Origin of the sequence: uncultured Algibacter sp. (assembly GCF_947487575.1) — a bacterium.
Taxonomy (GTDB): Bacteria; Bacteroidota; Bacteroidia; order Flavobacteriales; family Flavobacteriaceae; genus Algibacter_B.
The window spans coordinates 206,295-222,260 of record NZ_CANKXG010000001.1; the positions used below are offsets into that span (position 1 = coordinate 206,295).

Annotated in this window: 10 protein-coding genes; 6 read left to right on the plus strand and 4 right to left on the minus strand. The window is 32.4% G+C overall.

Annotation, left to right across the window (positions count from 1 at the left end; all coding sequences use genetic code 11):
* Positions 1-215: 215 nt before the first annotated feature.
* A complete protein-coding gene (locus Q0870_RS00865) occupies positions 216-2,807 on the plus strand; it encodes a phosphoenolpyruvate carboxylase (protein WP_298550198.1) in 2,592 nt (863 codons plus the stop codon).
* Between the two features lie 87 nt (positions 2,808-2,894).
* On the opposite strand, the gene Q0870_RS00870 is transcribed toward Q0870_RS00865, so the two are convergent.
* The 4 genes from Q0870_RS00870 to Q0870_RS00885 all read right to left on the minus strand — a co-directional run bounded on the left by Q0870_RS00870 (position 2,895) and on the right by Q0870_RS00885 (position 6,081).
* Entirely contained in the window at positions 2,895-3,233 is a 339-nt protein-coding gene (locus Q0870_RS00870; RefSeq protein WP_298550200.1) for a P-II family nitrogen regulator, read from the minus strand.
* Positions 3,234-3,390: 157 nt separating this feature from the next.
* A complete protein-coding gene (amt, locus tag Q0870_RS00875; protein WP_298550202.1) occupies positions 3,391-4,620 on the minus strand; it encodes an ammonium transporter in 1,230 nt (409 codons plus the stop codon).
* A 22-nt stretch (positions 4,621-4,642) separates the two neighbouring features.
* The gene (locus Q0870_RS00880) at positions 4,643-4,981 is read right to left on the minus strand and encodes a P-II family nitrogen regulator (protein ID WP_298550204.1); all 339 of its coding nucleotides are present in this window, start codon (positions 4,979-4,981) and stop codon (positions 4,643-4,645) included.
* Positions 4,982-5,058: 77 nt separating this feature from the next.
* Positions 5,059-6,081, minus strand: a complete 1,023-nt coding sequence (locus Q0870_RS00885; protein ID WP_298550612.1) for an outer membrane beta-barrel protein — start codon at positions 6,079-6,081, stop codon at positions 5,059-5,061.
* A 512-nt stretch (positions 6,082-6,593) separates the two neighbouring features.
* On the opposite strand from Q0870_RS00885, the gene gltB reads away from it, so the two are divergent.
* The 5 genes from gltB to Q0870_RS00910 all read left to right on the plus strand — a co-directional run bounded on the left by gltB (position 6,594) and on the right by Q0870_RS00910 (position 15,787).
* On the plus strand, positions 6,594-11,108 hold the full coding sequence (gene gltB, locus Q0870_RS00890) for a glutamate synthase large subunit (protein WP_298550205.1): 4,515 nt from the start codon (positions 6,594-6,596) through the stop codon (positions 11,106-11,108).
* 3 nt (positions 11,109-11,111) lie between these two features.
* Positions 11,112-12,575 (plus strand): glutamate synthase subunit beta, encoded by a 1,464-nt coding sequence (locus tag Q0870_RS00895; RefSeq protein WP_298550207.1) that lies wholly within the window; start codon positions 11,112-11,114, stop codon positions 12,573-12,575.
* 355 nt (positions 12,576-12,930) lie between these two features.
* Entirely contained in the window at positions 12,931-13,449 is a 519-nt protein-coding gene (locus tag Q0870_RS00900) for a hypothetical protein (protein ID WP_298550209.1), read from the plus strand.
* Positions 13,450-13,517: 68 nt separating this feature from the next.
* Complete coding sequence (locus tag Q0870_RS00905) at positions 13,518-15,221, plus strand: hypothetical protein (RefSeq protein ID WP_298550211.1); 1,704 nt, start codon at positions 13,518-13,520, stop codon at positions 15,219-15,221.
* A gap of 17 nt (positions 15,222-15,238) precedes the next feature.
* Positions 15,239-15,787, plus strand: a complete 549-nt coding sequence (locus Q0870_RS00910; RefSeq protein ID WP_298550213.1) for a hypothetical protein — start codon at positions 15,239-15,241, stop codon at positions 15,785-15,787.
* Positions 15,788-15,966 lie beyond the last annotated feature (179 nt).

The following is a 15,966-nucleotide window of genomic DNA, read 5'->3' on the forward strand; positions in this document are numbered from 1 at the left end:
TATCATACTCTGAAGTATTGAATACTGCGATTAAAATAAAATAACACCTTTTTCACACTAAATTCATTAGAAAAATTCAGAGATAACTACTCTTTTTTTCATTATTCATAATAAGAGTTCGCTAAACAACAAAAATTGATAAAACTTTAATATGACTATGCTCCTTAATCAAAGCTTCACTATTTTTATCGTTAAATTCTTCAACAGAAAGATATATGTCCGTAGAGCCAAAATTAACTAGATTCAATCAAAGTGTTTTATCAAAATATCAGATATACAATAGTATATTTATGACATTACCTTTTGATGCCGTAACCAAAACAGGTGTTTTACTGCCTTTATTTCATGAAACTTGTGAAAAAGGGTTTAAAAGAGGTGACAATCCAACAACAATAGTAGAAACATTTTTCTCAAAATACCAAGCGCGAAGGAATAAGGAAAGTCAAATAAACTTATTATTCAGATTTATTCAATACATAGAAAGACAAGTTGTTTTATTTGATGCTATTGAAGATGCCGCTTTTCCTGTAGTAAATAACATGGAGGGTGTAGGTACTTTAAGAAACCTTAAAGGCACTTCAAGTTCTGAAGGAAAGTTAGAAGAACTTAAAGAATTTCTTGAAGAATTTAAAGTACGTATTGTTTTAACTGCGCATCCAACACAATTTTACCCAGGTTCAGTTTTAGGTATTATTACAGATCTTACCGATGCTATTAAAAGAAACGATTTAACAGAAATAAACAATCTTTTTGGTCAGTTAGGAAAAACGCCTTTTTTCAAACAAAAGAAACCAACTCCATACCAAGAGGCTAAAAGTTTAATGTGGTATCTTGAAAATGTATTTTATCAATCGTTTGGTGATATTTATAATTACATTCAAACTAATATTTATGATGATGGTAAAAAACACAACGACATTATAAATATTGGATTCTGGCCTGGTGGAGATCGTGATGGAAACCCATTTGTAAAACCAGAAACCACTTTAAAAGTTGCTAAAAAATTAAAAAAATCTATTCTTAAAAAGTATTATCAAGATTTAAAAAACTTAAGAAGAAAGTTAACATTTAAAGGTGTTGAAGAGCGTATTATTCGTCTTGAAACCATTATGTACGATTACAGCATTAACTTAAAAACAAAAAAAGCAATTACCGCAAAAGAACTAAGAACAGAACTTTTAAGCATAAGAGATGTTATTGTTGATCAACACCAGTCCTTATACGTAAATGAGATTAATAACTTAATAAATAGAGTTCACCTTTTTGATTACAGATTTGCTTCTTTAGATATAAGACAAGACAGTAGAATACACCACAACGTATTTACAACAGTCATAGACCATTTAATTGAAACAGGACACTCATCTTTCCCAAATAATTATCATGATTTATCAGAAGCTGAACAAGTTGAAATACTATCTAAAGCCACTGATGATATTAGAGATTTAGATGTTTTTGAAGATGAAATGGTTAGAAATACCTTAAAAACCATAGCTATAATAAAAGATATTCAAAAAAGTAATGGTGAACGCGGTGCTAACCGATATATCATTAGTAACAACCAAACAGCACTTAATGTAATGCAACTTTTTGCTATGTTAAAAATGGTTGCTTTTAAAGATAATTTAACAGTTGATGTAGCACCACTATTTGAAACCATTCCTGATTTAGAAAATGCTCCAGGGGTTATGGAACAATTATACCTAAACCCAAAATATATGGCTCATTTAAGAGCTAGAGGCAATAAGCAACACATTATGCTAGGGTTCTCTGACGGAACAAAAGATGGTGGGTACTTAATGGCAAACTGGGGGATTTATAAAGCTAAAGAATTACTAACTGAAATGTCTAGAAAATATGATATTACCGTTATATTCTTTGATGGCCGTGGTGGACCTCCTGCGCGTGGTGGTGGAAAAACACATAACTTCTACTCTTCTTTAGGACCAACTATCGAGGATAAAGAAGTACAGATAACTATCCAAGGACAAACGGTAAGTTCTAATTTTGGAACAAATGATTCTTCACAATACAACTTAGAGCAATTAATCAGTTCTGGTATAAAGAATAGAATTGATGGAGAAAAGAATCGTTTATCAAATGAAGACAGAAAGGTAATGAATAATCTTGCTGAAACAAGTTATGAAACCTATAAAGACTTTAAAAGCCATCCCATGTTTATTCCATATTTGGAGCGTATGAGTACTTTAAAATATTACGCAAAAACCAATATTGGTAGTAGACCTTCTAAAAGAGGAACATCAGATAAATTAGTGTTTTCAGATTTAAGAGCCATTCCTTTTGTAGGCTCTTGGAGTCAGTTAAAACAAAACGTTCCTGGTTTTTATGGCGTTGGTACAGCATTAAAAGTATACGAAGATAAAGGTGAATGGAATAAGGTTGAAGACCTTTACAAAAACTCTAAATTCTTTAAAACACTTTTAGAAAACAGTATGATGTCTTTAACTAAATCATTCTTCGATTTAACAAAATACATGTCTAAAGACGAAGAGTTTGGAGATTTTTGGAACATCATTTTTGAAGAATACAAAATCACTAAAAGATTATTGTTGAAACTAACAGGTTACGCTGAATTAATGGAAAACGAACCCTCTGGAAAAGCTTCAATTGAAGTTAGAGAATCTATAGTTTTACCATTATTAACCATTCAGCAATACGCACTTAAAAAAATACAAGAGCTAGAAAAGCAAGGAGTTCCGGCTGATAATCCTGATAAAGTAATTTACGAAAAAATTGTAACGCGTTCTTTATTTGGTAATATTAATGCTAGTAGAAACTCTGCATAATTAGAGTATAAATATTTGAATCATAAAAAAAACGCTTATTCTGCATTTATGGAATAAGCGTTTTTTTATGCCGTTAAAGCTCTATTTTTAATTTATAGCATCTTGCCCTTTTTCTCCGGTTCGTATTCTGTAACATTCTTTAATGTCTGATACAAATATTTTACCATCTCCTACATCTCCTGTGCTTGCTGCTTCCAGAAGTGTTTTAACGGTTATATCTTCAAAACCGTCATTTACTACAATAGAGAGATACCTACGTTGAATATCACTGGTGCTATATGATACACCTCTATACACATGCCCCTCCTTTTCGTTTCCTATTCCTGTAACATCCCAGTAGGAAAAAAAATTAACCCCAGCATTATGAAGGCTTTCTTTAACTTCTGTAAACTTTGACTTTCTAATAATAGCTTCTATTTTTTTCATGATAATAAGGTTATTAATCTTTTATATAAAAGTAAAAAATATTTGCAACATTTTAAGTTATCGCCCTAAATATATCCAGATATCAAACAAAAAAGGATGCCCTACAAAATGTAAGACATCCTTTTAACACTAATTAAACCAAACTATTTTTTAGTTATTAATGCTCATTTAACCTGAAATCTGGATATGCATCCATACCATGCTCATGTGCATCTAATCCTTCTAATTCTTCTCTTTCTGAAACTCTAATACCAATCGTTTTCTTAAGTGTGAAAATGATGATAAATGATGTTACAATACAAAATACTGCATAACAAGCTACACCCGTTAATTGTGCCATAAAATTGTGATCTGGATTAGTTGAAAATATTCCAACAGCTAAAGTTCCCCAAATACCACACGCTAAATGCACTGCAATAGCACCAACTGGATCATCTAATTTAATAGCATCAATAAAGCTAACTGCAAATACAATAAGTGCACCGGCAATACCACCAATTATAATAGCGCTTTCAGGAGTCATAACATCAGCCCCAGCAGTAATTCCTACTAAACCACCTAAAATACCATTTAAGAACATGGTTAAATCTAAATTCTTATATTTTAGAAAAGATACTAGAGCCGCAATTACACCACCTGAAGCAGCAGCTAAACAAGTAGTAACTAAAGTTAATGAAGTTAATTCTGGATCGGCAGAAAGAACAGACCCTCCATTAAATCCAAACCATCCTAACCATAAGATTAAAACACCTGCAGTTGCTAGCGGAATGCTATGACCAGGTATAGCTTGTGGCTTTCCTTCTTTAAACTTACCAATTCTAGAACCTAATAAATAAACTGCTACTAAAGCGGCCCATCCTCCAACAGAGTGTACTAGTGTAGAACCTGCAAAATCATAAAACCCTAGTTGATCTAAGAATCCACCACCCCATTTCCAAGAACCTGCTATTGGATAAACTAATCCAACATAAAGCACTGTAAATATCATAAACGCACCTATTTTCATACGCTCAGCAACGGCTCCAGAAACAATTGTTGCAGCAGTTGCAGCAAACATACCTTGAAATAAGAAATCTGTCCACCATGTGTAACCGCCATCAGCGTAATCAGGCGTCATTCCATTTTCAGGAGGTGCTATACCAAATCCTGCAAAACCAAAAAATCCTGAAGAATCTTCTGCAAAACCAGGGTACATCATGTTAAATCCTACCAAATAATAAAGTAGCAACCCAACAGTAATTATAAAAATATTTTTAAATAAAATATTGATTGTATTTTTTTGTCTTGTTAACCCAATTTCTAAAAATGCAAATCCTGTATGCATAAAGAAAACGAGTGCAGTACAGATCATCATCCATACGTTATTAGCTGTAAATAATCCTTCCATAATTTAAATTATTTTATTGTTATTATTTTAAAGTGTCTCCACCCTTTTCTCCTGTTCTTATTCTATAAACTTCGTTAACATCTGATACGAATACTTTACCATCTCCAACTTCACCAGTACTAGCTGCTTCAAGAAGCGTTTTAATGGTAATTTCTTCAAAATCGTCGTTTACAACGATTGATAAATGTCTACGTTGAATATCACTTGTACTATATGATACACCTCTATAAACATGACCTTCTTTTTCATTTCCTAAACCAGTTACATCCCAGTAAGAGAAAAAATTTACGCCAACATTATGTAGTGCATCTCTAACAGTGCTATACTTGGACTTTCTTATTATTGCTTCAATTTTTTTCATATTATATATGTGTTAATTGATTAGTTATTAGAATTAAAACACCTCCATATTGCTATGGAGATGTTTATATTTTTTTATTAGAATGAGTAGATAGCTGCTAAAGTAAATGCTGCTAAGCTTTCAGTTGCAGCTAAGTCAGAATCAAAGTAAGGCATAGCATTACTCCAAGAATCTAATCTTACCTCAGGCTTAATAGTTAAGTTCTCTAAAGAATAACTACCTGTTAATGTTGCAGCAAATACGCTAGGTAAATCGCTACCATCTTTAGCATGGCGTCCAAAAAGCTCTCCTCTTAATCCTAAAGAAAAAGAATCACAAGTTGCTAGTTGAGGGTATAATGCTACACCGTAAAACCCAGCATCATCACTAGTTTGGTAAGCACCATTAATTCCTAAAAAGAAATCTTCAGACAAATCAAATCCACCAGTATAATCTATCTCAAAACCCAATACCTCATTATCATCAAAGTAGAAATTTAAGAATTGACCTGCATAACCTAATTGGGCTCCTAGAGCATAACCTCCAACTAAGTTATTATTAACATCTGTAGGATTCATAACAGCTAACATTAAACTAAAATCTTCACCCAAAGTAAAATCAGCTTTTAAACCAACATGAGAAAATGGTCCGTTAGAGAATAAATAAGAAGTGCTGTAGTTAAAATTACCTGTTGGAGAAATCACTTCATACCCTAAATACGTATTAAAACGACCCATTGTTAAAGTTGTTCCTTCAGAAACATTCCAGTAAGCATACAATTGATTAAGGTTGTAGCCCCCTATTGCATCATCTCCTCTTGGCCCAAAAACCACATCAGCAACAACTCCAGATTTTTCTCCTTCATAAGAAAGAATAATATTTGCCATACCTAAAGCAAATCCTGTTTCGTTAGCAAAAGACGTTCCGAAAGATTGAGGAACAAACTCTCCAGTTGGAACATCGTTGTCATCCAATACAGGTACAATAGCCTTATCGGTAGACGATAAATTAGTTTGGTAATAAGCGTCAACGCTACCACTAATTGTTAATTTTTTAGCTTCTTCTTGTGCAAACAAAGCCGTTGCTACAAAAAACATTGAAAGTGTAATAATTTTTTTCATCATTGTTAATTTTTAAGTTATTTAATTTCTTAGATCTTTTTGAGTTAGTTTTTATTTTGATTTTTAAAATTCTAGATCTAATTTTCCTTAAGAACAGGGCTAAACTATGGTAAATATTTTTAACCCCTAAAAAAAACAGGGGTATTTGAGTTATTTTTATTGATATTTTAATTTTAACCCTATTTTTTTGAGGGTATTAAGTTTATAAATTGAAATTATGAAAAATTACTAACAAGATTAATTGAATAATTGTCAGTTTTTTCTAGGTTTTTACGCTATAATTCTCATTTACCTCATAAATCCCTACAATAAATTCAGATATATGTATTTATTAATAAAAATTTACAGTTTGAATATTTATTAATACAAGGAGTGTAATATTGATATATAAATATTTTTATAACCTATTGACTTCTAAAATCGAAATAATGAAAAGCACCCTATTGTAATTCAAACCTTAGCACGTATCTTAGCTTTTCAACTCAAGTTTTTAAATTAATTTATTGTTGATTATGATTAAGAAACAAGGACTTTATTTACCAGAATTCGAACATGAAAACTGTGGTGCAGGTTTTATTTGTAATCTCAAAGGAGAGAAAACAAATCAAATTATACACGATGCCTTAGAAATTCTAGTAAAATTAGAGCACCGTGGTGGGGTAAGTGCTGATGGAAAAACAGGTGATGGCGCTGGTTTATTGATTGATATTCCTCATGATTATTTTAAACGCGTTTGCGAATTTAATATCCCTACACAAAGAGAATATGCTGTAGGTATGGTTTTTTTACCTAAAGTTGAAAACCAATATCAGTTCTGCAAAGATATTTTCGAAAAAGAAATTAAAGCACAGGGACTTTCTATTTTAGGATGGAGAGAAGTTCCAGTAGACTCATCACAATTAGGAGAAATAGCTTTAGCATCTGAACCAAATATTGAACAAATATTTATTGGAAAAACAGACGCTATTGATGAAGCTACTTTTAAAGCTAAATTGTATGCCGCTCGTAAAATTACAGAGCATACTATTAGAACGTCTAAAATGTCGCAAAGCGATTATTTCTACTTACCAAGTTTATCAAACACAACCTTAATATATAAAGGTATAATTATGCCCGAAGATATTGGGCCTTACTTTACAGATTTACAGCAAGAAGATTTAGTAACACGTTTAGCCTTAGTACACCAACGTTTCTCAACAAACACAATGCCTGCATGGGAATTGGCTCAGCCATTCCGTTTTATGTGTCAAAATGGAGAGATTAACACTTTGCGTGGAAACGTAAGTAGAATGCGTGTTCGTGAAGAGATTATGAAAAGTGATGTCTTTGGCCCTCAAATAGATAAATTATTCCCAATCATTTTACCAGGAAAATCAGATTCTGCATCAATGGATATGGTTGTGGAATTACTAACACATACAGGACGTTCATTACCTGAAGTGATGATGATGATGATTCCTGAAGCATGGGAAAAACACAAAACCATGTCTAAAGAGCGTAAAGCATTCTACGAATATAATGCTTGCCTTATGGAACCATGGGATGGTCCAGCTTCTGTACCGTTTACAGATGGCGATTATATTGGAGCATTATTAGACCGTAACGGTTTACGCCCTTCAAGATACACCGTTACAAAAAGTGGCAAATTAATTATGTCTTCAGAAATAGGTGTAGTAGAAGTTGCTCCTGAGGATGTTGAAAGTCATGGTCGTTTAGAGCCAGGAAGAATGTTTCTTGTGGACATGAACCAAGGACGCATTATTGAAGATGAAGAAATTAAAAGTAAAATTGTTTCAGAAAGACCATATCAAGAATGGTTAGATAAAACAAGATTGCATTTAAAAGACATTCCTTATAACAATGAAACTTGTCCTATCGAAACTATCGATATAAAAACAAGACAACGTTTATTTAATTATACTTTTGAAGATATTCAAGAAGTAATTACTCCAATGGCTATTGTTGGCAAAGAAGCTTTAGGCTCTATGGGAATAGATACGCCTTTGGCTGTTTTATCAGATAGACCACAATTAATTTCAAATTACTTTAAACAATTGTTCGCTCAAGTTACCAATCCGCCTTTAGATGGTATTCGTGAGGAAATTGTAACCGATATTAGTTTATCATTAGGAAAAGACAGGAATATTTTTAGCATTACTGAAAGACAGTGTAGAAAATTAAAAATTCAAAACCCTGTTATCTCTAATGCCGATTTAGAAAAAATCAGAAGTATTTCAGTAGAAAGTTTTAAAGCCGAAACTATTGAAATGTTATATCCTAAAGAAAAAGGTCTTAACGGACTTGAAGATGCTTTAGAAGATATTATAGTACAAATAGAAAAAGCTTTATTAAGAGGCACCAACATCATTATCTTATCAGATAGAGGTGTAAATAAAGAATTTGCTCCTATTCCATCTTTATTAGCTTGTTCTTATGTAAACCACCAAATGAATCGTTTACGTAAGCGTTCTTATTTCGATATTATTATCGAATCAGCAGAACCTCGTGAACCTCATCATTTTGCTACCTTATTTGGCTATGGTGCAAGTGCTATTAATCCTTATATGGTAAACGAAATTATCAGAATGCAAGTTAAAGATGGCTTCATTACTGGTATAGATGAGCAAAAAGCGGTTGACAACTTCAATAAAGCTATCGGAAAAGGTATATTAAAAGTCATGAACAAAATAGGAATCTCAACGTTACACTCGTACAGAGGTTCTCAAATATTTGAAATTGTAGGTTTCAACTCGCAATTTGTAGAAAAATATTTTCCATATACAGCTTCAAGAATTGAAGGTATTGGCTTATATGAAATTGAAAAAGAAATTACAGAACGTTATAAATATGCATATCCAGATACGTACATAGATAAACGTTTAGGTTTAAATATTGGCGGAGATTATAGATGGAGACGTAATGGTGAACGTCACTTGTTTAACCCAACTACAGTTTCTAAATTACAGCAAGCTGTTAGATTGAGTGATCAAGACAGTTATAACGTTTACGCAAAAGCAGTTAATGACCAAGCTGAAAACTTAATGACTATTCGTGGTTTATTTGAATTTGATAATTTAGACCCGATTCCTTTAGATGAAGTAGAACCTTGGACCGATATCGTAAAACGATTTAAAACTGGAGCCATGTCTTATGGCTCTATTTCAAGAGAAGCACATGAAAACTTAGCCATTGCCATGAATCGAATTGGAGGAAAATCTAATTCTGGTGAAGGTGGAGAAGACAGAAAGCGTTTTATTCCAGATGCAAACGGAGATAGTCGAAACTCTGCTATTAAACAAGTTGCTTCTGGTCGTTTTGGAGTAACATCTCACTATCTAACAAATGCTAGAGAGATTCAAATAAAAATGGCTCAAGGAGCAAAACCTGGAGAAGGTGGCCAATTACCTGGCGAAAAAGTATTGCCATGGATTGCCGCAGCGCGTAATTCAACACCTTTTGTAGGATTGATTTCGCCACCACCACATCACGATATTTATTCTATTGAAGATTTAGCTCAGTTAATTTACGATTTAAAGAATGCAAATCGCGAAGCTAGAGTTAATGTAAAATTAGTTTCAGAAGTTGGTGTTGGCACTATTGCTGCAGGTGTATCAAAAGCAAAAGCAGATGTTGTACTTATTGCTGGTTACGACGGCGGTACAGGAGCTTCTCCATTAACATCTTTAAAACATGCTGGTCTTCCTTGGGAACTTGGTTTAGCCGAAGCACAACAAACATTAGTATTGAATGATTTACGTTCTCGTATTGTTGTTGAATGTGATGGCCAATTAAAAACAGGTCGCGATGTTGCTATAGCTTGCCTTTTAGGAGCAGAAGAATTCGGGTTTGCAACCGCACCTTTAGTAGCTTCAGGATGCATCATGATGCGTAAGTGTCATTTAAATACTTGTCCAGTTGGTATTGCAACACAAGATAAAGAGTTACGTAAAAACTTTAAAGGCACACCAGAACACGTTATTAATTTTTTCTATTATATAGCTGAAGAATTAAGAGGTATCATGGCACAGTTAGGGTTTAGAACCATGGCTGAAATGATTGGGCAAACTCATAAAATAAATGCCAATAAAGCAATCAAGCATTATAAAGCAAAAGGATTAGATTTATCTTCAATCTTACACAGACCAGCAGCTTATAATGAAATGACCGTTAAAAATACAGGAAAGCAAGATCACAATTTAGATAATGTATTAGATTTTACAATCCTAAAACATGCAAAAACAGCAATTGCAAATAAAGTACCTACTACTTTAGAATTTCCTATTAATAATATTGACCGTTCTGTCGGTGCCATTATTAGTAACGAAATTTCTAAAGCACATGGTCACTTAGGCCTACCAGAAAACACATTGAATATTAATTTTACAGGTTCCGCAGGACAAAGTTTTGGGGCATTTGGTGCTCACGGATTAACGTTCAACCTTGAAGGAAACACTAATGATTATTTAGGTAAAGGTTTATCAGGAGCAAAACTAATTATTAAAAAACCAGCTAAAGCCGATTTCGTAGCAGAGGACAACATTATTGTTGGTAATGTATGTTTATTTGGTGCAGTTGAAGGTGAAGCATACATCAATGGTATTGCAGGTGAACGTTTTGCAGTACGAAACTCTGGAGCTACAACAGTTGTTGAAGGTGTAGGAGATCATTGTTGTGAATACATGACTGGAGGAAAAGTAATTGTCCTGGGAAGCACAGGTAGAAATTTCGCTGCAGGTATGAGTGGTGGTATTGCTTATGTTTACGATCCAGAAAATAAATTTGTAAACGGTTTATGTAATACAGAAACCATCGATTTTGAAGATATTTTAGCTGAAGATGCTATTGATTTAAAAGAATGGGTTGAAAAACATGTGTCATACACCGATAGTGAATTAGGTAAAAAATTATTAGCCGATTGGGACAACAGCTTACAGAACTTTGTTCGAGTAATGCCAACTGAATATAAGAAAGCATTAGAGCGTTTAGCAAAAGGAGAAGTAATGGTTGAAGAATTAGAAATAGTATAAAACATGGGAAAAGTAACAGGTTTTAAAGAATTCGAAAGAAAAGATGAAACATACACACCTGTAGAGGATCGTGTAAAACATTATAAAGAATTTACTGTTGAGTTAAGTGAACCAGAACTAACCAAACAAGGTTCGCGTTGTATGGATTGTGGTATTCCGTTTTGCCATAGTGGTTGCCCACTTGGTAATTTAATTCCAGATTTCAATCACATGGTACATCAAGGAGAATGGCAAAAAGCCTCATGGATTTTGCATTCAACAAATAATTTTCCTGAATTTACAGGTCGATTATGTCCTGCTCCTTGTGAGCAAGCTTGTGTTTTAGGAATTATAGAAGATCCTGTTTCTATTGAAAATATTGAAAAAAATATTGTAGAGCGTGCCTTTAAAGAAGGTTGGATTAAACCTCAACCACCAAAAAATAGAACGGGTAAGACCATTGCTATTGTAGGTTCTGGACCTGCTGGTTTAGCCACTGCCCAACAATTAAATAGAGCTGGGCATACCGTTACCGTTTTTGAAAGAGATGATGCCATTGGAGGACTATTACGCTACGGAATTCCTAATTTTAAAATGGAAAAAGGCATTATAGATCGTCGCGTTGCTATTTTAGAGGCTGAGGGCATTTCGTTTAAAGTAAATGCAAACGTAGGTGTTAATGTTTCCGTTGAGGAATTAAAGGTATTTGATGCCATTGTACTTTGTGGCGGAGCTACAGAAAGAAGAAGTTTACCAACTCCAGGTATTGACGCTAATGGGGTTGTACAAGCTATGGACTTTTTAACCCAACAAACTAAAGTTGTTTTTGGTCAAGACATAAAAAATCAAGTAAAAGCAACCAATAAAAATGTTATTGTAATTGGTGGTGGAGATACAGGTTCAGATTGTATTGGAACATCAAACCGTCATGGCGCAAAATCGGTAGTTAATTTCGAAATTATGCCAAAACCTCCTGGGCATCGTTCTCCAACTACACCTTGGCCTTTCTGGCCATTACAGTTAAAAACATCATCATCTCATAAAGAAGGTGTTGAACGAAACTGGCTAATAAACACTAAAGAGTTTGTAACTGACAAAGATGGAAAACTTACTGCTTTAAAAACAGTTAATGTCGAGTGGGAAATGATTCCTGGTGAACGTCCAAAACTTATAGAAATTAAAGGTACCGAAAAAACTTGGCCTTGCGATTTAGCTTTACTAGCACTAGGTTTTACAGGACCCGAAGGTACTTTAGCTGATAAATTAGGACTTGAAAAAGATGCTCGTTCTAACTACAAAGCGGAATATGGCAAATACCAAACAAACATACCTAATATATTTACTGCAGGTGATATGCGTAGAGGACAATCCTTAATTGTATGGGCCATCTCAGAAGGTAGAGAAGCGGCACGTCAAGTAGATATTTATTTAATGGGTAAATCTGATTTGCCCTCCAAAAATGTTGCTGGAGATTTAGTTGCTATGTAACTAATTTTGAGCTTCATAGATTTAAGTTACCCATAAAACCTCTGTAAGCAAAAACTTATAGAGGTTTTTTTTAAACTACCTTCATCCAGAAAAAACACACTTTGTCAAATAAAATAACTTAAATCCTTAAAATTAAAAAATGTAAGATTTTTTTCCTTAAGTTTATCCTGCTATTAACAATTTAAATTTAATCCTAATGAATCTTTTTAATAAGTGTATAGTGTTATTCCTAAGACACTCCTGTATTTTTAATTGCAATTAAATTTATAAAAGTAAAACAAACCTTTAAAAAAGATTATTATTAACTTATCTCGAAAACTATAACAATCAATCAACCATAATTTTAAAATAAATAATGAAAAAAATCTATTTACTATCCCTTGCTTTAATAGCTTTATTATTTTCATCATCAATTAATGCTCAAGGTATGTCAGAAGCTGGCTCCTTAGGAGCAGGATTAGCCTCTTCTTTTCCTGCTTATGGATTAAGTGCAAAGTACAATTTTACAGAAACTCATACAGGACAAATTACTGTAGGAGGAGCATCATATGGCTTTGGTACCAGTTCTTTTGCTTTAACAGGAAGATATCTGTATAATTTTGAAGAAAATGGTTCTGGTTTTATATATAAACCTTATGCGTATGGTCAATTAGGATATTTCTCGGTTGAATCAAGTTTTCTAGGCGCTAATTCTAATGCTTCAACTATATCATTTGGTATAGGTGGCGGAATTGAATTTACCTTTGAAAATTTTGTTGACGGTCTTGCTTTTAGTGCAGATTTAGGATATGTTGGTGGTTCTTTTGATAACGGCTTTGGAAGCTATGCTGGTTTTGCCTGGGGTGGAGGTATTCACTACTATTTTAACCTATAAATATTCTATTAAATAAATCGGGCCTAACTAAAAGCTAAGCCTATGACAATACTAAACAAAAAATTAAAATGGAAAAGCTAATTTTATTAAAAAAACATGTAATTATATATATTATAGCGTGTATACTAATGGTTCCAACATCTACTTGTGGGCAAGCATTAGATAGCCATATTGAAACCATTTCATCTGCCTTGGAAACGGTTGAAGCTTCAAAACTTGAATACTCTCAAAACTTAAAACTATCGACTACAAACTATGTTACTTACACAGTAACTTCTGTTGACTCAAAAGGAAAAACAGAAGTAATTGATTATAATTTTAGTTTTGCCGATATAGATATTAATACAATAAGATCGATTACTAAAAAAGATGTAATCGTAGTGCAATTACTAATAAAAGGTAAACAAAAACTAATAAAAAAAATATCCAATAGTGGCGAAAAAGTTAGTTATGTCGACAATACATTTTTTTACGCTAAAAACATAGATAATGGTCGAGATTTGGTAGGAGCTATTAAAGATATTATTCCAATCAATGAAACTCTTGAAAAAAACAAACTTGCCTTAAATTCTTATATAGACCATCAAAATTGGATAATAGATAATGTGCAAGATGTTGAATATACTAAAACGCAATTCGTACAAAAAATCGACCCAAGCGACACCAATAATGGGCATTTAAAAGTCAATACAACCATTAATTCTAAAAGCAAAACAACAACTTATGAATACGAATTTAATCTAGCCACTTTAAATCCTAACAGTCTTATATTTAAAATAAATAGTGATGAATTTTATATTGAAGCAAACAGCAGAAGAAATATAAAGACCATTAAAGTATTCAAGAATGGTGTTCAAGAAAGTTTTACCAATAAAGTACGCTTTTATAGCGGTAGTATTGAAAACGGAAAAGACATTTATAAAGTTCTAAAACAAATTATACCAATAGCAGAAGAAGCTTTTTCTAACTCAAAACCTAATATTTCATCAACAGCAAGTGCTTATCAATATTTAAATGGAATTATTAAAAATATTTCAACCAACGATAATACTATAGTACAAAGTATAGATGGCGATTGTGTTACAAAAATTATTGTTCAAGAAACCAATCCTAAAGAAACTATTAATAACGAGTACAACTTTAATTTTAATGATATTAATTTAGATAATATTGATTTCAATACAAATAAAACACGGTTATACATAGAAGTAAATACACGAAAAAAAGCTGATTTTATACGTCATGTAAAAAATGACGAACTTCAAAATTACACTAATGATTTTAAACTTTATGTAAACAGTATTGAAGATGCTATGTTAGCTAAAGAGGCTTTACAAAATATTACAAAGAATTGCGAGCTTTCAAAAGTGAAAACCGATTTTAACAGTATAACTAGTGGTTTGGAAGCTTTGAAAAACGAGGTTACCTTAGTTAAGATTGGAGATGATAATTATGACCAATCTCTTGAAACGGTTAATACATCACCTTATGTCTTAAAAATAACAAGTGTTTTTTCTAATTTAAAAAGCAGTAAAGAAACTATTTACGAATTTGGTTTGGGAGACATAAACTCAAAAAATATATCTATAGCAACGTCAGGAAAGAAAGTTATGGTAGAAATCAATACTAAACATCTAGAAAAAATAATTAAAACCTATCAAGATGGAAGTATAAAAAGTTATGCGTATAAAATTGCAATACAAGCTACAGATATTGAAAATGCAAGGCGTATTGTAAACATATTAAAAAATATAACTCTAAAACTTGAATAGCTTAAAAACTAATAATAATGAAAACCATATTAAAAATATCCTTTCTTTTTTTATGTATTACCTTAAGTTGCTCAAGTAACAACGATATTGTAGATGAAATTATTGATGACTCAAAAATAAATACCGATAATTCCTTCTTCGCAAAAGTTAATGGAATAGATTTTAATTCTAGTGAGAAATTTGTTGGAGCAAGTATAGCATATTCACCTGGCGCAAGTGGACTAGCAATTATAGCTACACAAGTTGAAAATATTAGTTCGAGTAAAGCCATAGGAATTACGCTTTCTGTTGTTGAAGACAATTTCGAATTTAAAAACGGGATGGTGTTTACACCAACTGATTCAAACATTTTTCTTATAGGCGTTTATAGAGAACTTGCAAACGAGGATTACGAGTTTGTAGAAAATGTTTCCATACGATTAGAGATAACTAATATTGATAAGGTTAATAAATTAATTTCTGGCAAATTCAATTTTATTGAAATTTCTAAAGACGAAATTGGAAATGAAAAAACTTATACTGTTACAGATGGCATATTTAAGGGCATCTCATATACAGATGATTAAATAAACACTTCCTCTATCCATTAATAAAAAAGGAAGAACATGTATGTGCTTTTAAGTTCATCTTATTTTTAATTCTCCTTCATTTTAAAATTAAAGCCCGTTAATCTAGTATTTAGCCTTTACATCAATAAAATTATGGCTCGGAGGGTTTATCCCTTAATTTTACTACGCTATTAATC